General features: G+C 64.6%; 18 protein-coding genes. 10 read left to right on the top strand and 8 right to left on the bottom strand.

The genetic code is table 11. The features are described from left to right. The first annotated feature begins 115 nt into the window (after positions 1-115). Positions 116-2,095, top strand: a complete 1,980-nt coding sequence (gene parE, locus AC4GYS_RS07510; RefSeq protein WP_491108467.1) for a DNA topoisomerase IV subunit B — start codon at positions 116-118, stop codon at positions 2,093-2,095. Between the two features lie 18 nt (positions 2,096-2,113). On the opposite strand, the gene AC4GYS_RS07505 is transcribed toward parE, so the two are convergent. Genes AC4GYS_RS07505 through AC4GYS_RS07495 form a run of 3 tightly spaced genes read right to left on the bottom strand, consistent with a single transcriptional unit; the run spans position 2,114 to position 4,808 of the window. Beyond that, a complete protein-coding gene (locus AC4GYS_RS07505) occupies positions 2,114-2,746 on the bottom strand; it encodes a TadE/TadG family type IV pilus assembly protein (protein WP_491108466.1) in 633 nt (210 codons plus the stop codon). Next, positions 2,740-3,342 carry a TadE/TadG family type IV pilus assembly protein gene (locus tag AC4GYS_RS07500; protein WP_491108465.1) on the bottom strand — a complete coding sequence of 201 codons (603 nt, stop codon included), beginning with the start codon at positions 3,340-3,342 and terminating at the stop codon, positions 2,740-2,742. Before AC4GYS_RS07500 ends, AC4GYS_RS07505 begins: the two co-directional genes overlap by 7 nt. Continuing rightward, a complete protein-coding gene (locus tag AC4GYS_RS07495; protein WP_491108464.1) occupies positions 3,339-4,808 on the bottom strand; it encodes a TadE/TadG family type IV pilus assembly protein in 1,470 nt (489 codons plus the stop codon). The genes AC4GYS_RS07500 and AC4GYS_RS07495 overlap by 4 nt, the downstream gene beginning before the upstream one ends. A gap of 255 nt (positions 4,809-5,063) precedes the next feature. Between AC4GYS_RS07495 and AC4GYS_RS07490 the strand changes: the two genes are divergently transcribed. The 5 genes from AC4GYS_RS07490 to AC4GYS_RS07470 all read left to right on the top strand — a co-directional run bounded on the left by AC4GYS_RS07490 (position 5,064) and on the right by AC4GYS_RS07470 (position 9,845). After that, the gene (locus tag AC4GYS_RS07490; protein WP_491108463.1) at positions 5,064-6,131 is read left to right on the top strand and encodes a potassium channel family protein; all 1,068 of its coding nucleotides are present in this window, start codon (positions 5,064-5,066) and stop codon (positions 6,129-6,131) included. A 52-nt stretch (positions 6,132-6,183) separates the two neighbouring features. Further along, positions 6,184-7,569 (top strand): 30S ribosomal protein S12 methylthiotransferase RimO, encoded by a 1,386-nt coding sequence (rimO, locus tag AC4GYS_RS07485; protein ID WP_491108462.1) that lies wholly within the window; start codon positions 6,184-6,186, stop codon positions 7,567-7,569. A 46-nt stretch (positions 7,570-7,615) separates the two neighbouring features. Next, positions 7,616-9,013, top strand: a complete 1,398-nt coding sequence (locus tag AC4GYS_RS07480) for a leucyl aminopeptidase family protein (RefSeq protein WP_491108461.1) — start codon at positions 7,616-7,618, stop codon at positions 9,011-9,013. Between the two features lie 132 nt (positions 9,014-9,145). Continuing rightward, a complete protein-coding gene (locus AC4GYS_RS07475; protein ID WP_491109376.1) occupies positions 9,146-9,496 on the top strand; it encodes a MarR family transcriptional regulator in 351 nt (116 codons plus the stop codon). Continuing rightward, a complete protein-coding gene (locus tag AC4GYS_RS07470) occupies positions 9,402-9,845 on the top strand; it encodes a hypothetical protein (protein WP_491108460.1) in 444 nt (147 codons plus the stop codon). Before AC4GYS_RS07475 ends, AC4GYS_RS07470 begins: the two co-directional genes overlap by 95 nt. Positions 9,846-9,916: 71 nt before the next feature. Here the strand turns inward: AC4GYS_RS07470 and AC4GYS_RS07465 are convergent, their stop codons facing one another. The 4 genes from AC4GYS_RS07465 to AC4GYS_RS07450 all read right to left on the bottom strand — a co-directional run bounded on the left by AC4GYS_RS07465 (position 9,917) and on the right by AC4GYS_RS07450 (position 12,979). Continuing rightward, complete coding sequence (locus tag AC4GYS_RS07465) at positions 9,917-10,282, bottom strand: c-type cytochrome (RefSeq protein WP_491108459.1); 366 nt, start codon at positions 10,280-10,282, stop codon at positions 9,917-9,919. Between the two features lie 117 nt (positions 10,283-10,399). Continuing rightward, the gene (gene mltG, locus AC4GYS_RS07460) at positions 10,400-11,365 is read right to left on the bottom strand and encodes an endolytic transglycosylase MltG (RefSeq protein WP_491108458.1); all 966 of its coding nucleotides are present in this window, start codon (positions 11,363-11,365) and stop codon (positions 10,400-10,402) included. Between the two features lie 13 nt (positions 11,366-11,378). Then, entirely contained in the window at positions 11,379-12,641 is a 1,263-nt protein-coding gene (gene fabF, locus AC4GYS_RS07455) for a beta-ketoacyl-ACP synthase II (RefSeq protein ID WP_491108457.1), read from the bottom strand. A 101-nt stretch (positions 12,642-12,742) separates the two neighbouring features. Further along, a complete protein-coding gene (locus AC4GYS_RS07450) occupies positions 12,743-12,979 on the bottom strand; it encodes an acyl carrier protein (RefSeq protein ID WP_192586890.1) in 237 nt (78 codons plus the stop codon). A gap of 108 nt (positions 12,980-13,087) precedes the next feature. Here AC4GYS_RS07450 and AC4GYS_RS07445 point away from each other — a divergent pair, with 108 nt between their 5' ends. The 4 genes from AC4GYS_RS07445 to AC4GYS_RS07430 all read left to right on the top strand — a co-directional run bounded on the left by AC4GYS_RS07445 (position 13,088) and on the right by AC4GYS_RS07430 (position 18,040). Continuing rightward, the gene (locus AC4GYS_RS07445; protein WP_491108456.1) at positions 13,088-13,546 is read left to right on the top strand and encodes a vgr related protein; all 459 of its coding nucleotides are present in this window, start codon (positions 13,088-13,090) and stop codon (positions 13,544-13,546) included. 127 nt (positions 13,547-13,673) lie between these two features. Continuing rightward, complete coding sequence (locus AC4GYS_RS07440; RefSeq protein ID WP_491108455.1) at positions 13,674-16,385, top strand: TonB-dependent receptor; 2,712 nt, start codon at positions 13,674-13,676, stop codon at positions 16,383-16,385. A gap of 10 nt (positions 16,386-16,395) precedes the next feature. Next, positions 16,396-17,625 carry an FAD-dependent oxidoreductase gene (locus AC4GYS_RS07435; protein WP_491108454.1) on the top strand — a complete coding sequence of 410 codons (1,230 nt, stop codon included), beginning with the start codon at positions 16,396-16,398 and terminating at the stop codon, positions 17,623-17,625. A 37-nt stretch (positions 17,626-17,662) separates the two neighbouring features. Continuing rightward, positions 17,663-18,040 (top strand): YidH family protein, encoded by a 378-nt coding sequence (locus tag AC4GYS_RS07430; protein WP_491108453.1) that lies wholly within the window; start codon positions 17,663-17,665, stop codon positions 18,038-18,040. Here the strand turns inward: AC4GYS_RS07430 and AC4GYS_RS07425 are convergent. After that, positions 18,037-18,786, bottom strand: coding sequence for a hypothetical protein (locus AC4GYS_RS07425; protein ID WP_491108452.1), 750 nt, complete (start codon positions 18,784-18,786; stop codon positions 18,037-18,039). The two genes, AC4GYS_RS07430 and AC4GYS_RS07425, sit on opposite strands and share 4 nt — an antisense overlap. Positions 18,787-18,817 lie beyond the last annotated feature (31 nt).

Below are 18,817 nucleotides of genomic sequence, written 5' to 3'. Positions count from 1 at the left end.
TGCAGCCCGTCGCCGGACTTCCCATGGGACGTCCGGCGAAGAGCATGTGGTAAATTTGTCACTCGGTTCAAGAGGGCATGGCGGAGGCCCGGCAGCGCGCTATACATTAGAACAAATGACGGACCTTTTCGGCTCTTCCGCACCCCAATCGCCCGGCGAAGCTTACGACGCATCGGCCATCGAAGTTCTTGAAGGACTGGAGCCGGTCCGTCGTCGACCCGGCATGTACATCGGCGGGACGGACGAGCGGGCGCTGCACCATCTTGCCGCCGAAGTGATCGACAATTCGATGGACGAAGCGGTCGCCGGCCACGCCTCCCGGATCGAGGTGACGCTGGAGCCCGGCAACCGGCTGACGGTCAGCGACAACGGCCGCGGTATCCCGGTCGACCCGCATCCCAAATATCCCGGCAAGTCCGCGCTTGAGGTGATCCTCACCACGCTCCACTCGGGCGGCAAGTTCGAGGGCAAGGCCTATTCGACGTCCGGCGGACTGCACGGCGTCGGCGTGTCCGTGGTCAACGCACTGTCGACCGAAACCGTGGTGGAGGTCGCCCGCGAGAAGAAGCTGTTCCGCCAGCGCTTCGCCAAGGGCATCGCGACCGGCAAGCTGGAGGAGGTCGGCGCTGCCCCCAACCGCCGCGGTACGACCGTCAGCTTCCATCCCGACCCCGAAATCTTCGGCGATCTGCAGTTCGACCCCGCCCGTCTCTACCGACTGGCACGCTCCAAGGCCTATCTCTTCGCGGGCGTGGAGATTCGCTGGCGCTGCAATCCGTCGCTGGCCAGCGAGGCGGTACCGGAAAGCGCCACCTTCCAGTTCGAGAATGGCCTGCTCGACCATCTCACCGAACAGTTGGGCGACCGGCCATGCGTCACGAATTCGCCATTCGCCGGCAAGCAGGATTTCCCGAACGACCAGGGCAGTGCCGAATGGGCTGTAGCCTGGCCGCTCTATTCGGACGGCGCGGAAAGCTACTACTGCAACACCATCCCGACGCCCGATGGCGGCACCCATGAGGCGGGCCTGCGCGCCGCACTGACCAAGGGCATCCGCGCGTTCGGCGAGTTGGTCGGCAACAAGCGTGCCAAGGACATCACGGCCGACGACGTGTTCAACGGCGTCGAGTTGATGCTCAGCGTCTTCATTCGCAATCCGCACTTCCAAAGCCAGACCAAGGACCGGCTCACCAGCCTGGAGGCCGCGCGCTTCGTCGAGGCGGCCGTGCGCGATCATTTCGACCATTATCTCGCCGACAACATGGATCGCGGCCGCGCGCTGCTCGGCTCCATCGTCGAACGAATGGAGGAGCGGCTGAAGCGCCGCGCCGAGCGCGAAGTGAAGCGGAAGACGGCCACCAGCGCCCGAAAACTTCGCCTTCCGGGCAAGCTCACAGACTGCTCGTCGGACGATCCCGAGGGCACCGAGCTATTCATCGTCGAAGGCGACAGCGCCGGTGGGTCGGCCAAACAGGCCCGCGACCGCAAGACCCAGGCGATCCTGCCGATCCGGGGCAAGATCCTGAACGTCGCGTCCGCCACCGCCGACAAGATCCGCGCAAACAGCGAGATTGCGGACCTTCAGCTCGCGCTCGGTTGCGGCATTCGCGACAAGTGGGACGAGGCGGCGCTGCGCTACGAGCGGATCATCATCATGACCGACGCCGACGTCGATGGCGCCCATATCGCGACCCTGCTGATGACCTTCTTCTTCCAGGAGATGCCGGAGCTCGTGCGTCGCGGCCATCTGTTCCTCGCCCAGCCACCGCTCTATCGGCTGACCAGCGGTTCCAGATCGGCTTACGCCCGCGATGACGCGCACCGGGCGGAATTGGAAGCGACCGAGTTCAAGGGCAAGAGGGTCGAAGTCTCCCGCTTCAAGGGGCTGGGCGAGATGAACCCCAATCAGCTCAAGGAAACCACCATGGACCCGGCCTCGCGCTCGCTGCTGCGCGTAACGCTGCCGAGCCAATATGAGGACCGCCAGCCGATCAAGGATCTGGTCGAGCGGTTGATGGGCAAAAATCCGGAACACCGTTTTCAGTTCATCCAGAACCGCGCCGCGGCGGTCGAGGATGACGCGATCGACGCCTGACGCCGAGGGCGCGGGCCACTAACAGCTCTTGACCGGCTTGCCCTTTACGTTGGTGATCCCGAGCTCGTCACGTTCGCGCACGTTGAAGGCCGCTTCGTAACGGATCTCGCGGTTGGGAATGATGCCGGTGAAGATCATCGGCTCATAATCATAGACGACTTCCGCATGGATGACGGCGGTGCCCGGCTGTGCGGCGATCCGCCGGCCGGGAGGCCCAAGGCCGTTCTTCAGTTCGTCGTCCGATTTGCCCTTGCCTTCACGACCCCAGCGCGGCGCTTTCGTGGCCTTGGCCCCGTCACAGCGCTGCCAGCGGATCGTCTGGCCATTGGCTGCGCCCTTCTTCCCATTATCCTCCACCGAAGAGACGATGATGCGCCCCTTGTTCTTGAGGTCGATGGATTCTCCTTGAATCTCGGCGCCCTCGAAGATCTGACCAAGCTCGAACTCGTCCATCTGAACGCGCACGCGGGAGGCGTTGTCGGCCATCGTCTCCGCTGTGCGATTCAACTTCAGGTGGGTGAGCGCGAGGTTGGTAACCTCCATCCCGCCGGTCAGCAGCAGAACGAACAGCGGCAGAGTTACCGCGAATTCGATCATCGTCGCCCCCCGCTCGTCCGAACGGATACGCGTCAGTAATTGGTTGGTCAGCATAGGATCACCGGTACCCGCTGGGTGGCATAGGGTTGCGTCCGGACGAGGGTCGACGCGTTGGCGTTGAAGCTCCCGTCCTCGTCGAAGACGACGGACACCGGAAACAGGTGCGGAGCGAGCAGATCGATATCGTAGACGACGACATCGTCGGCCCCGCCAACGCCGCTGCGCCCGCCGTTCAGGTCAAAAGTGCCATTGGGATTGCTGTCCTCCCAGCAATCGCCCGAATCATATTTGCCGTTCTTGTTCTTGTCGTTGGTCAGCGCCTCGGGCTGGTCGACGGCCGCGAAATTCTTGAAGTTGCGGATGCTGAGATCATAGTCGCCGCCGGTCACCAGCTTTTCCATGCGCCGTTCGACCTCGGCATTGATCCTTTCTTCCAGCGTACCCGTCCCGATGATGTCGGGCGTTTCCACCACCGCGCTGCGGGCCACGTCGTTGAGCGTCGCCTGAAGGTTGGCGCGGACATAGCTTTGCCAGCCGAGCTCTCCGAACCCCATCACCACCATCAGCAGCGGCACCAGGATGAGCCCGAACTCAACCGCGGCGACGCCATCGGCGGATCGGCCGAGCGAAAAAAGCGGGCGCCGTGTCATGCCGTCAGCCTCAACCGGCCGATGCCCTTGCCGATCTGCTGGAAGACCTTTTCGTAATCTTCGGCCTTGTTGGTTGTCACCGGGAAGTATCGGTCGCTACCCGATGCGCAGGCCTGTACGTCCGCCGAAGCACCCTTCTCGATCGCGATCACCCAGATGGTTGCCCCCATCTGCTGCGCGCGGCTGCACGCGTTCTTGAACCGGTTGATATGCTTCTGCACCAGCGATCCCGTGCCGGTAAGGCGCATATCGCGCGCGGTTATGCCGTAAGCATTGTAGTTGTTGGAATCGGCGGTCATCGTGCCGTCGGTCAGGAAAATGATGTGTTTGGCGACTGGCACTTGGTCAACCACCGTCAAATTTTCCGTCGAAAACATGCCCGTCGAAGACAGGAAGCGCATGCCCCACATGATCCCGAGGTCATGATTGGTGTAACCGCCCACCTTGGCAAGACTGCTATTCACCGCGGACTGGAAAGCGCTCTCACTATCGTACGACTTGAGTTTGTTCGCGGCAGCCGGGCAGAATGCCGCCAGATTGGCGTAGGCACCTGTCTCGCCCACCGTCGCGGTCTCGTCATACGGCGCCCATTTGAGTGACGTGGAGCTTGTGCTGACCGTGTCGATGTCGGCCTGCGCGACATCGCTCGAGATAAGGATCGGGTTGCCGGTTCCCTGCGAGATGGTGGAGCGCTCCTCCAAGCACCCGGACCAGCTCAGATTGAACCAGGTGGTCGAATGGTTGGTCGACACCTGCGACCAGTTGTTGCCGGACTTTACCCAGTAACTGGCCGGGTTGCGCAGCCATGCGCGCTGCAGGCTGCCACCCACATTGACGGTCATCGAATAGGGCATGAAGCCATAGCGTGTGCGAACGCCCCTGGCGTCCTTGAGCACCCGGTACAGCGCCGCCGTTGCGGTCCGCAGCCGGGCGACGCGGGCATTGCTCTGCTCGGTGGCGGCATATTCGCAGTTCGTTCCGGCCGTGCAGTTCATCGAGCCTGTGACATCCAGCACCAGCATGATGTCGTTGTTCACGTAGTCCTGGTCGGCGCTGCATTCGACCGACACGGGCAGGTCTTCGACTCCGAACAGGGACATGATGGTGGTCGGCACGGTGGTCGAGGCATTGATGTCGACGGTCGAGACGTCGTCGGGATCGGGTTCGATCACCAGATCGACCGGCGCGGCCTCCATGGTGCCTTCGGGAAAGTTGAAATCGAAGAAGCGCTCGCCCTCGGTGCGGGCGGCGTCATCGAGCGTGCTGCTAGCCATCGCCCGCCGCGCGGCGAGCGATCCGGCATCGCATGCGGTCTGCAGGCGGGACTTGACCAAATAGGCGCGGCTGAGGTCGAGGCCAGAGCCGATGAGGCCAAGGATCGGCAGCAGCGAGGCCGCCATGATGACGGCCGCGTTCCCACGATCGTCTGCCCACAGGCGGGATAGGCTTCGGTAAGCAGCGCGCATGACGGTCGACTTCCTGCTCCGTTGCTGGGCAAGCCGACACCTTATGAGATGGACTGATTACGCGTTCGTACCGAAAAATGGATACTGCGCCGTTAAGGCGTTGTGTTTATAGGTCTTTATTTAAAACCTGCAATCTTGCGACGCCGCCGTGCGGGAGGAAATGCTCCAGCAGGGGCGAGTGCGGTATTTGCGTGTTTATTTGAAGTTTGAACGGCCCCATAGAAAGCGCGTGACGCTTCCGACCTCCATTTGCCGGTGACCAGCCGCTACCTCACGCCGCGTCGTGACGAGGGGCAGCAATGGCGCACCCTGCGCGACCCCGAGTATCTTTTTCTTCGCCGTCGGCCGACCCTCAGCAATTGGGCGCAATTCTTCATCCGGATGGGTATCGCCTTCGGTCTGCTGGCGCTGATCATCGGCTTTCACTGGTTCGAGCGTGAGAGCCTCCGGGACAATATCGACGGGCACATCAGCTTCGCCGATGTCATCTATTTCACCATGATCAGTGCCACCACCACCGGCTATGGCGACATCGTTCCGGTGACCGAGCGGGCCCGATTGTTCGATGCGCTGATCGTCACCCCGATCCGGATTTTCTTCCTGCTCATTCTGGCCGGCACCGCCTACACCTTTGTCATCAAGCGCCTGTGGAGCAAATGGCTCATGCAACGCCTCCAACACACTCTTACCGACCACATCATCGTCGCCGGCTTCGGGACCAGCGGGTCGGAGGCCGCGAACGAGCTGATCGCCCGCGGGACCAAGCCGTCGGAGATCGTCGTCGTCGACTGCGATCCCCTGGCCTTAGAACAGGCGGAGGCCATCGGCTGCACCGTGCTGCAGGGCGATGCCACGCGGGACGCCACCCTCCAGGCGGTCCGCGCCGGCTCGGCCCGCTGCCTGATCGTGTCGACCGGTCGCGACGATACGTCGATCCTGGTGGCCCTGACCGCGCGCCACCTGGCGTCGGCCCTGCCGATCACGGTGTCGGTGAAGAACACCGACAATGAGCTCCCCGCGCGTGCGGCAGGCGCAACCACGGTCATAAACCCGATCAGCTTCGCGGGCCTGTTGATGGCCGGCTCGGCCCAGGGCTCGGGGATCGCCGACTATATGGCCGACCTCGCGTCGCATGCCGGACAGGTTCAGCTGCGCGAACGGGTGGTGCCGACCGAAGAAGGGGTCCACCCGGCCGGCCCGTTCAACCGAGGGCTGGTCCTCGGCATCAAGCGGGGCGATCGGAACATCAACTTCTGGGAAAAGGACGCCAGCGTCCTTCAGCCCGGCGACCGGGTGATCGAGATCGTCCCCAAGCACGGTTAGTCGCGCCAAGCCTCGATTTCGCCACGACTTTCGGCTAAGGGCCGCGCCTCCCATGGCTACCGTACTCCCCACTCCGCCGCGCGTCGGCATGGTTTCGCTCGGCTGTCCCAAGAACTTGGTCGACAGCGAGCGCATCCTTTCGCGCCTTCGTTCGGACGGCTACCAGATGTCGCCCGACTATGCCGGCACCGACGTCGTGCTGGTCAACACCTGCGGCTTCCTCGACAGCGCCAAGGCCGAGAGCCTAGAAGCCATCGGCGAGGCGATTGCGGAGAACGGCCGGGTCATCGTCACCGGCTGCATGGGCCGCGAGGCGGAGGTCATTCGCGACCGCTTTCCGCAGGTGCTCGCGATCAGCGGCGCACAGCAATATGAAGAGGTGGTGGCGGCGGTCCATGAGGCTGCCCCGACTGCGCCCTCGCCCTACCTCGACCTCGTGCCGCAGGCTCGTCCGGACGAATTCGGGCTGAAGCTGACCCCGCGGCACTACAGCTATCTCAAGATTTCCGAGGGCTGCAATCATCGCTGCGCCTTTTGCATCATTCCGCAAATCCGCGGCGACCTCGTCTCGCGTCGACCTGACGCCATATTGCGCGAAGCCGAAAAACTGCTCGAAGCGGGCACGCGCGAACTGCTGGTCATCAGCCAGGATACCAGCGCCTACGGCCTCGACCTGAAGCACGCCGCTTACCCGTGGAAAGGCGGCGAGGTCCGGGCGCACATGACCGATCTGGCGCGTGCGCTTGGCGAACTTGGCGCGGAGCGAGATCGGCCGTGGGTCAGGCTCCACTATGTATATCCCTACCCCCACGTCGACCGGATCATGCCGCTGATGGCCGAGGGACTCGTCCTTCCCTATCTCGACATCCCGTTCCAGCATGCGAGCCCCACCGTACTCAAGGCGATGCGCCGCCCGGCCAATGAGGCGCGGGTGCTGGAGCGGCTTGGTCAGTGGCGCGCACAGGTGCCGGACATCGCCATCCGCTCCTCCTTCGTCGTCGGCTTTCCCGGCGAAACGGAGCAGGACTTTGAATATCTGCTCGAATGGCTGGCTGAGGCTCGGCTCGACCGCGTCGGCGCATTTCGCTTCGAACCGGTTGCCGGTGCCCCGGCCAACGACTTGCCGGGCCATGTTCCGCCCGAGGTGAAGGAAGAACGCTACGCCCGGGTGATGGAACTGACCGCCCGCATCAGCGCGGAAAAGCTTGCCGCCAAGGTCGGGCAGACCGTCGACACGATCATCGACCTGGTCGATCCGGAAACCGGCGGCGCCACCGGCCGCTCCAAGGCCGACGCACCGGAGATCGACGGCGAGGTCCATCTGCGCGACGCTGGTCACTTCAAACCCGGCGACATCATCCGGGTCGTCGTCGAGGAGAGCGACGAGCACGACCTGTTCGGCGTTCCGGAGCGAGTGGCAAGCGAACAAGCGGCCTGATCGTCACCCCTTCTGGAAAGCCGCCGGTCGCGCTACCTGCGGCGGCATGACCGACTTTGCCGCACTGCTCCAGCCGGACCGGGGGGAGCCCGCTTGCCCCATCCATCTCGTCGACAAGAACAGCTTCGGCGACTGGGTAAAGCGCCGTCCTGCAGCCGACCGCGCTCTGCTCGAGGCGCACCGCTTCGATGGCAAGACCGGCTACGCCTTTGCGCTGCTGCCGCGCGGCGGCGGCTTCGAAGTGGTCAGCGCGGTCGCCAACGTCGGCTCGCTGTCGCCTTGGTGCCTGGCAAAATTGGGAGAAGTCCTGCCAGCCGGCAGCTACCGGCTGGCCGACAACCTCCGGCCCGGCCTGGCAGCACTCGGCTGGCTGCTCGCCCAGCATCGCTTCGATACGTACAAGAGCAAGCCGGACGAGCCGCGCGGCGGACGCGTGCTTCTTTCGGGCGAGGCCGCCCGCGTCGATGAATGGGTTCGGCAGGCGGAGGCCACGGCCCTCGTCCGGGATCTCGTGGACACGCCGGCGGCGGACCTGGGACCGTCCGAACTCGAAGCAGCGGTTCGCGATTGGGCTGGTGGCTGCGGCGCGGAGGTGACCGTCACCTTGGGCGCGGCGCTGGAACGCGACTTTCCGATGGTGGCGGCGGTGGGCGGAGCGGCCATCGCCGCCCGTGCGCCGCGCATGATCGAAGCCACATGGGGCAACCCCGCGCATCCCCGCATCGCGGTCATCGGCAAGGGCGTGGTGTTCGACAGCGGCGGCCTCGACCTCAAGCCTGCCTCGGGGATGCGCCTGATGAAAAAGGACATGGGCGGCGCGGCTCATGCTCTGGCGCTGGCCCGGCTGATCGGCAGCGCACGCCTGCCGGTCCGGCTGCATCTCCTGATCCCGGCGGTCGAGAATGCCGTCGCGGGAGGCGCCTTTCGTCCCGGTGACGTGCTCATCAGCCGGGCCGGCAAGCGAGTCGAAATCGACAACACGGACGCCGAGGGGCGGCTCATCCTCGCCGATGCGCTGACCCGCGCCGGCGAAGAAAAGCCGGAGCTTGTCGTCGACTTCGCCACCCTGACCGGCGCCGCGCGGGTCGCACTCGGTCCCGACCTTCCCGCAACCTTCGTCAATGATGACCAGCTTGCGACCGACCTGTTGGCCGCTTCGGAAACCGCCGGTGACCCGTTGTGGCGCATGCCGCTGTGGGACGCCTATGACGAAATGCTCAAATCGGACCTCGCCGACATGAGCAACAGTGCAGACTCCCCATTTGCGGGTTCGGTCACCGCCGCGCTGTTCCTGCGTCGGTTCGCGCCGGAGGGCGCGCTGTGGGCCCACCTCGACACCTTTGCCTGGCGCCCGGGGCCCAAGCCGGGCCGTCCGAAGGGGGGTGAGGCACTTGGCTTAAGGGCCGTATGGACAACACTACAGACCCGTTATTCAACGCCCTGAAGCGTCTGCTCTCCGACTTTTTCCTCCTAAGTCGTAAGAGATACGCAACATTTCCCTCTCTCACCGGTTAACGGGACAAGTCTGAGGTAGGGAGTTTCCAATCCAATGAGCGAGGTCTCGCTAAGCGGGTGGATGCGTGCATTGGTCGGCTATGTCCGGTCGGGGGAGCCTGACCTGACCAATCGGCAAATGGCTCTGCTGATGATCGTGTACCTGACTCCGGGGCCGCATACGGTCCGTGGACTGGCCAGAATCCTTGGCGTGTCGAAGCCGGTGGTCACCCGCGCCTTGAACACCCTTGGGGCACTCGGCTATCTGCGCCGCGAACGTGATCAAGACGACCGCCGCAACGTGTTCGTCGTGCGCACCAGCAGCGGGGCAGATTTCCTTGAAGGTTTCAAGCGCAACATCGGAAAGTCCGAGCGGGGCGAGGGCGACGCCGGTCGGCGACCAGCGCTCAGTCAGCTCGCCCACGCACGCTGATCCCGCGCCCGGAAGCGTCGCTCGGGCCGCCCCCCCACCTGGCGGCTATCCCCTTCTCGGGCCATCCAATCTTCCCGATCCGCGCACCCACGCCTACCGCGCCGACCTCGCCGATGCGGCGCTCGCCGGCCGGGTAATCGCCAGCCACTACGCCGACCCGCTCGAGCGAGTTCTGGGCGTCGCGACCAGCCTCCGGGCCGCGCCGGATGATGCGGCCGACATCATTGCCCAGCTTCCGACTGGCGCCAGCATTCACATGCTGGACAACAGCCGCGGTTGGGCATGGGGCTATGCCGGGCAGCAGCGCCTCGTCGGCTATGTCCGGAGCGACGCTATCGACCGCCGCTAACCCCGGCTTTCATCATGAGCCGCTTATCAGGGTAATGGTTTTCGTTGCCCGGGATTGCCGCGGCCCCGCCCCTAGCCGACGGGCCGAAAATTCGGGTCCTTCAGGATCAGCATATATTGCACGAGGTCGTCCACCTTGGTCGGGTCAAGCTCGAACTGCATCTCATTGGGATAATTGTGCGCATCCCGCAGCCATGGTGACAGTGTTGCGGCCGTCAGTCCTTCCTTGTTGACGATGGCGGCGAAGGAAGGTGCTTGCGGATTGGGCGACGAGATGGAGCCCCGTTCGATCGCATGACATGTGGCACACGCCGTCTTGGCAAATTCGTGGCCACGGATCTGGCTTCCCGAAGCCGCCCCGGTCACTAGCAACGGCTGTTGTTGCTGTTGACAAGCGCCGAGCAGCAAGGCGCTGCCGAACAGGAGCAATTGTTTCAAAGCCGTTCCCCTCGAGAACGTCGATGCTAACTGCATGGCAGACGGCAATCAAATCCGAAGGACGTGGCCCGCCACGAAGTCGGGTCAATCAAACAACGGAATTCGACCGGGCGGATGTCAGATCTCGCCCCGCGCTTTCCTAATGGCCCGCCACTTCACCACGTTGGCGTTATGCTCGGCTAGGGTCTTGGCGAAGACATGGCCGCCTGTTCCGTCGGCGACAAAATAAACGAACTCATGCTGCTCCGGATCGAGGACAGCGGCGATGCTGTCGCGGCCAGGGTTGGCGATCGGCCCCGCTGGCAGGCCCGCGCGGCGATAGGTGTTGTAGCCGTTGTCCGCATTCAACTCCGAACGGAGGATCCGGCGCCCGAGCGGCTTGCCCTTGGTCACCGGGTAGATGACGGTGGGATCGGCATCGAGCTTCATGCCGATACGCAGGCGGTTGCAGTAGACACCGGCCACTGTGCGCCGCTCCGACGGTTTGCCGGTTTCCTTCTCCACGATGGCAGCGAGGTTGACGGCCTCCTCCTTGGTGGAAACGGGGCAGTTGCCCTTGCGAGCCCCCCACAGCCGCTCCAGTTCCCGCGTCATGGCCGCCTGCATGCGCCCGATCACCGCCGCCCGCGGCTCGCCCCGGGCAAAGCTGTAGCTGTTCGGCAGCACCGATCCCTCGGCCGGCAGCGGCGCGTTGCCGGTGAGATAGGGCACGGCTGCCACCTTTTCCTGCACGATGACGGAGGGCGTGCCCTCCGCGATGGTGATCAGCCGCTGGACCGGCTGCCCGTGCTGCAACAGGTCGAGCAACGCCGCGCCGCCCGTTCCTGCAGGCACCTCGAACTCTCCGGCCTGGATGCCGTCGCTCGATCCGAACAGGCGGGCCATCGCGCGGTAGGTGGTGCACGTACCGGGAATGAGGTTCTTGGCCGCGAGCCCCGGACAAAGACTCGTCAGCGTGGCACCCTCCTCCACGACGATGGTTTCCGCCTTGGCCGAACCGCCGCCCCACCACAGCATATAGGCCCCGGCCGCGCCGACCAGCAGGCCAGCGGCGACGGTAATCAGGATCAGGCGCTTCAGCATGGCCCGGACCCGGTCAGTCGACCGCTTTCATCACCAGCGACGCGTTCGTCCCGCCGAAGCCGAAGCTATTGTTCAGCGCCGCGCGGACCTTCCGCTCCTTGGCCTTGTGCGGCACCAGGTCGACCCCGGCGCAGCCCTCGGAGGGATTGTCGAGGTTCAACGTGGGCGGCACGATCTGGTCGCGGATCGACAGGATGCAGAAGATGCTCTCCACTGCACCCGCGCCTCCCAACAGGTGGCCGATCGCCGATTTGGTCGAGCTCATCGACATTTCGCCCAGATGATTGCCGAACAGCTTGCGCACCGCGCCCAGCTCCAGCTCGTCGCCCAGCGGCGTCGAAGTGCCATGGGCATTGATGTAGTCGATGTCGCCAAGGTCCAGCCCCGACTTCTTCATCGCCATCTGCATTGACCGGTAGGCGCCCGACCCTTCCGGATGCGGGGCGGTGACGTGATAGGCATCGCCCGACAGGCCGTAGCCGACGACCTCGGCGTAGATCTTCGCGCCCCGCCGCTTGGCGTGCTCATATTCCTCCAGCACCACCACGCCCGCGCCCTCGCCCATGACGAAGCCGTCGCGGTCCTTGTCATAGGGACGCGACGCCTTTTCGGGCTGATCGTTGAATGCCGTCGACAGGGCGCGAGCCTGCGCGAACCCGGCGATCCCGATCGGGCAGATCGTCGCTTCGGCTCCGCCGGCCAGCATGATGTCCGCATCGTCGTCACGGATCATCCGCGCCGCGTCGCCGATCGAGTGAGCTCCCGTCGAGCAGGCCGTCACGACCGCGTGGTTCGGACCCATCAGCCCATATTTGATCGAAACCTGGCCCGAGATGAGGTTGATCAGGCGCCCGTGGACGAAGTGTGGGCTGACCCGTCCCGGGCCCTTTTCGTGCAGGACCAGGCTTTCGCTTTCGATTCCCGGAAGTCCCCCGATGCCGCTGCCGATCGACACGCCGGCGCGCAGCTTCATCTCCTCGGGCATGTCGGTCAGGCCCGCGTCCTCGATGGCCTGGCCGGCGGCGTCGATGCCGAAGACGATGAAGGGATCGACCTGCCGCTGCACCTTGTGGTCGACGCGCAGCGAGGGGTCGAAACCATATTCATGGCCGGCCGGCTTCACCTCGCAGGCGATATGGCACTTCTGGTCGGACGCGTCGAACCTGGTGATCTTCGCCGCGCCGCTTCGGCTGGCGAGGATGTTTTTCCAGCTCGTCTCCACGTCTCCGCCCAGCGGAGTAACGAGACCAAGGCCAGTGACCACGACACGACGCATCAATATGTCTCCAATAGCACAACAGGCTCATACCCGGGCGGGCTGAGCCTGTCGAAGCTCCGCCTGCAAAGCAGCAGGCGGAATATGATCAGACCCGAGCCTCAGCCCTGGTTCTGGTCGATATAGTCGATCGCGTCCTTGACCGTGGTGATCTTCTCGGCCGCGTCGTCGGGGATTTCCACGCCGAACTCTTCCTCGAAGGCCATCACCAGCTCGACGATGTCGAGGCTGTCGGCGCCCAGATCGTCGATGAAGCTCGCTTCTTCCGTCACCTTCTCGGCTTCGACACCCAGATGTTCGACAACGATCTTCTTCACGCGCTCGGCGGTCTCGCTCATGTTGGTCTTTCCTTCCCTGATAAGCTTTGCCCGCTGCCCTAGCGGCGTCCCCGGCACGCGGCAAGCCTTCCGCTTGGCTTGCGCGGACACGGCCCCTACGTCCACCGCATGACAGTCTCGCGTCCACTCTCGCCGGGCGAAATCGCCATGGCTCGTTCGGTCTTCGGCGAGGCGATCGACTATGATCGCGTCAATCTCGTGCGGCGAAAATGGTGGCCGTTTCAGCCGCGCGGGATCGTGATGGCGCCGACCGGCAACATCCACTTCCACCCCAAGGACCCCAATTGGTCCGAGGATTTCAGCAAGGCTCAATCCAGCCTGCAAGGGCTCTTCATCCATGAGATGACGCACGTCTGGCAGGCGCAGACCCGCGGCCGCTTCTACCTGCCGCTGATGCGGCACCCCTTCTGCCGCTACGCCTACCAATTCGTGCCCGGCAAGCCGTTCGACGCGTATGGGCTTGAACAACAGGCGGAAATCGTGCGCCACGCCTTCCTTCAGGCGCGCGGATTCAAGCTGGCAGGCATGGCCGATCCGGGGATCCTGCCATTCGCAGAGCGCGGATAACCGCCGAATTTCGGCTGTTACCTACCTGCAACAATGATTCGCCGAATCCATGTAGGCATTTCGGTCAGTCTAGGCATTGCAACGGATTAGCGTAGGCTTCTCGCATCATAAGCAAAGGGGGCATCCGATGCGACTGAAGATCACCGCGCTGCGTAGCCTGTTGGCTGGAACCGCCGCTCTCGCCGCCGCCATGCCGGCGACGGCCCAGACCACTCCCGAGGAACAGGCCCAAACCGTCAACCCACCCGAAAGCGCGACGCCGGCGCCCGATACCCGCGGGCCGACAGAAATCATCGTCACTGCGACCAAGCGCGCATCGACGGTGCAGGACGTTCCCTTCTCGATCAACGCGCAGACCGAAGCGGACATTCAGCGCGCCAACGCCCAGACCATCGAGGATTTGAGCCGCAACGTCGCCGGCCTTACCGTCCAGAATCTTGGGCCGGGCCAAAGCCAGGTTTCCGTCCGCGGCGTGTCTGCCGGCCAAATCGTCCGCGACCAGCCGGGCGTCAAGGAACAGGTCGGCGTCTATCTCGACGAAAGCGTCATCTCGCTGTCGCTCTTCACCCCCGACTTCGACCTGTTTGACCTCAATCGCGTGGAAACGCTGCGCGGTCCGCAGGGCACGCTGTTCGGTTCCGGCAGCGTCGGCGGCACGATCCGCTACATCACCAACCAGCCGCGGCTGGGTGTCACCGAAGGCCTCATCGAGGCCAATGTGAACACCGTCGATGAAAGCGACATCGGCTATCATCTGAAGGGCGCGATCAACGTGCCGCTGGGCGACACCGCCGCGCTGCGGGTGGTCGGCTACGGCACACACTACGCCGGTTTCATCGACGCCATCGGCCCGGCCGGCGGCAAGAACATCAACGACGGCAACCGCCTCGGCACCCGCATCTCCCTGCTGTGGGAGCCGGCGCCGGGCATCAAGCTGACCCCACGCGTGGTCTATCAGAAGGTCACCGCAGACGGCTTCAACCGGGAAGAGCGCTACCACCTCTACGACAACCAGTTCACGACCGGCGGGTCGGTCGGAAACCCGGGCAAGCGCAAGCAGTATTTGCTGCTCCGCGAAGAATTCAAGGACAAGACCCTGCTGGCCGACCTAACCGCCAGCGCGGACCTGGGCGGCGTCGAGCTCACCAGCATCACCAGCTATATCAACCGCGATATCCTGGTTTCCCGCGACGCCTCCGCGCTGACCGGGTCCGTCTATGTCTCCTTCTCGGGCGCCGACCCGGCGATCGCGCCGGGCGCCTTCCTTCCGTCCAATCTTCGGGACACGACCGATCTCAAGCAATGGACCCAGGAACTGCGGCTCGCCTCGACCGGCGACGGGCCGTTCCAATGGGTGGTCGGTGGCTTCTACTCCAAGGTCGATCGCAAGTATGAGCAGCGCCTGCCGACTCCGGGCGCGGACGTGTTCAGCCAGCTGTTCCTGAATGCTCTGTGCGTCCCGGACGATCCTTTGACTCCGGACGTCAACGAAGGATCCAGCTGCCTCGATCCGGTGCTCGGCACCCCGGTTCCGGTCGCGTTGACCCGCAACGGCTTCCCGGCCGACTCGCCTTACAATGCGGACCTGCCGTACGACATTCGCCAGTCCGCGATCTTCGGCGAGGCGAGTTACGACTTCGGCCAATTCAAGCTGACCGGCGGCGGCCGCTACTATCGCTTCAAGGAAGAGCGCGACTTCATTTCGGGCGGCATCTTCTCCAACGGCGACAACCGGATCGGCGACAAGACGAAATCCAGCGGCTTCAGTCCCCGCGTGATCGCGACCTGGGAGCCGACCAACAACCTCAGCGTCAACGTCCAGGCCGCCAAGGGCTTCCGCCTCGGCGGCGTGAACGATCCACTCAACCTTCCGCTGTGCAGCGACGCCGACGAACTGGTCTATGGCCCGTTCACCGCCGCCGAATATGACGATGAGACGCTGTGGAACTACGAAGCGGGCGTGAAATATTCCCGCGGTCCGGTGACGTTCAACGCGGCGGTGTTCCACACCAAGATCAGGGACCTGCAGGTCACCGTCGACGCGGGCAGCTGCTCATCGCGGATCGTCCTCAATGTCGACAAGGCCCATACCACCGGTCTCGAAGCCGAAATCTCCCTGCGTCCGCTGGAGGGATTTGACCTGTCGTTCGCCGGCAGCCTGACCAGCGCCGAGTTCGACACGACGGTCGACAATGCGGTTCTGGCGTCCCGCACCGGTATTCGGGACGGCAATCGCTTGCCGACGGTTCCGAAATATCAGTTCGCCGCCACCGCCGGCTACACCCACCGGATGAGTGACACCGCCGAATGGTTCGCCAATGCCAGCGTCCAGCGGATCGGTAGCCGCTTCACGCAGCCCGGTGATCAGGAACCCGGCGCCGATCTCTTCGTCGACGGTGTCAACGGGTCGCTGTTCGCGGATCCGCTGACGGGCGAAATCGGCAGTCGCAGCACGGCGTTCGGCTCGTACCGGCTGCCCGCGTACACGCTGGTCAATTTGACCACCGGTCTGGCCTTCGACAGCGGCTTGGAGCTGCAGCTCTATGTCAACAATCTGTTCGACAAGAACCCGAAGCTGTCGCTGGATCGGGAGCGCGGTGGCCGGGCCCGGATTGGCTACAATGTCGGTACGCCGCGAACGATCGGCCTGACCGCCCGGTACAAGTTCCGGTCCGAACCGGTCGCCGCACCGTTGCCGCCGCCGCCTCCTCCGCCGCCACCGCCACCGCCGGCCCCCACGCAGACCTGCGCGGATGGATCGGTGATCCTGGCGACGGACAGCTGCCCGCTTCCGCCGCCTCCACCACCGCCGCCGCCGCCGGCGCCAGAGCGCGGCTAAGCAGCCGGGCATGGTACAGGTATCGCGCCGCTCGCTCCTCCTCGGGGCGGGCGGCGCTGCCGTTTCTACCCCGGCAATCGTCACGGCACAGGGGTCTCGCCCGCACACGGCGGTGGTCGGCGCGGGCGTATTCGGCAGTTGGACCGCCGAACATCTTCGCCGCTCCGGGCATCGCGTCACGCTGATCGATCCGTGGGGACCCGCTCACAGCCGAGCCTCGTCGGGCGGAGAAAGTCGGATGACGCGGGCGGGCTACGGCAAGGATGCCATCTATGCCCGCATGGCTCGCGACAGTCTGGTTGAATGGAAGACGCTAAGCGACGCCTTGGGCCTCCCGATCCTCGCACCCCACGGCGTGCTGTTCTTTTTTCAGGGGCAGAATGCGTACCTGTCCGACAGTCTCGCCGTGCACCGACAGATCGGCCTGCCGACCCAATATCTGACTGGAGCGGAGATGACGCGCCGCTTTCCCATGATCGACTTTTCGGGCGTCACCGCGGGCATGTTTGAGCCGCAATTCGGCGCCCTCATGGCCCGCCGCGCGGTGCAGACACTGGTGCAAAGGTTTGTCCGGGCGGGGGGCGAATACCGCCATGCCGCCGTCGAACCCCCGACCGGCACCGCGCTGTCCGGGCTGCGTCTGTCGAACGGCGAGCGTCTGACCGCAGATCATTATGTCTTCGCCTGCGGACCGTGGCTCCCAAAGCTTTTCCCAGCCCTGCTCGGCAAGCGTATCCAGGCGACCCGGCAAGAAGTTTTCTACTTCGCCCCGCCGGCTGGCGACCCACTCTATCTGCCGGGCCGGATGCCAGGCTGGGCGGACTTCACCGGAGGTGATGTTTTCTACGGCTTCCCCGATCTCGAAGCACGCGGCGTCAAGTTCGCGCACGACCGGCATGGTGCCGCCGTCGACCCGGACACGCACAGCCGTCGCCCGAGCGAAGAGGCCATCGGCGAGATCGTCGCGTTCCGCGATCGCCGCTTTCCCGGCCTTCGCGGTGCGCCCCTGATCGGCGCCGAGGTTTGTCAGTACGAGAATAGCGGCAACGGCGACTTCCTGATCGACCGCCACCCGCAATGGAAGAATGTCGTCCTGGTCGGCGCGGGCTCCGGTCACGGTTTCAAACATGGTCCGGAAGTCGGTCGCCTGGCGGCCGGTCTGGTGCGCGGAGAGCTTTCGGTCGAACCGCGGTTCAGTCTTGCCACCAAGGGCGAAGTCCAGCGCCGCGAGGTGATCTGAGCGGGAGCACTCGCGCGCCCCGGTGCGTTCGAACGCCATGGGCTCACCCGAATCCTCCGCCGAGCAGCGCACAGCCTATGCCGAGGACCGAACGGTATTGGCGAGCGAGCGGACCTTCGCCGGATGGCTGCGCACCGGCTATGCAGCGGTCGGCATCGCTCTCGCCTTCAACGCCTTGTTCGGCCGCTTGCAGCCGTTGTGGGTGGCGAAAGCGATCGCGACCGCCTTCCTGCTGCTTGCGGTCCTGATCTTTCTGGCCGCCGAAAATCGCGAGATCATCATCCGTCAGCGGCTCTCGACCAATCGGGTCAAAGCCGCGAAACGCTGGTGGATCCGATTGATCAGCTTCGCCTCCGTGGCTTGCAGTGTCGCTTTGGCGGCAGCGATCTGGCTATTGCCGATTCAACCCGCTTAGCTGTCTCCCCACCGCGCCAGTTCATCGCCCCTGATCGGGTCCTGGATGACGGCCCGTTCGATCGATACGGCTATCGCGCAGTCGGGCCGCCCCCCGGCAGCCGGGACACAGTCGATCACCGGCCCTTCTCGCGCAGCGCCGATCCGACCAGAGAGAACGAATTCCAACCCTTCGCGAGGGACCGCGTCCGCCTCCATCCGCTTGGTGACGCGAAATTGGGCCGGCAGCCGTTCCGCCCGTGAATCGTCGTCGCCATATTCCTGCACCAGGCGCACCTGCCCGTCGCCGGGCGCGGTCCCCCTGGCGGCCGCGCTGGCCGGGCAGGCGGATTGCAGCACCCACGGCTGCTCCACTGTGAAGACAGCGCGTTGCGCTGCTGCATCACCTTCCTTGGCATCGACGCTGCGCGGCGCCGGGTCGAAGCGGATCCGCAGCACTTCTTCCTCTGGGTCGTAGGACCAACCTCGTGGATCGTCTTCCGACGGTCCGCCGCAACCGAAGCGAAAACGAAAGACGAAGTTCTTTCCGGCAAGCTCGGTCTGCGACACGTCCGCGCCGGCCCCGAGTGCCGAGGCACTGGCTGCCCGCATCGCAGCGATCATAAGCTGTTCCCGCCCGATCGGTGGTACCGGCACGGGGAATGACGGCAAACCGGTTCGCTCCCCCCTTGGCTCGACGGTGGCCTGAGCCGGCTCCGGCCTGCTGTCCTTGGGCTCCTCCCTCCCGCAGCCGGACAGGAACGTCACTGTTGCCATTGCCAGCGATGCCGGAAGCATG

The organism is Sphingomonas sp. SP1, from assembly GCF_058313395.1.
This window is presented reverse-complemented; position numbering and strand designations above follow the sequence as displayed.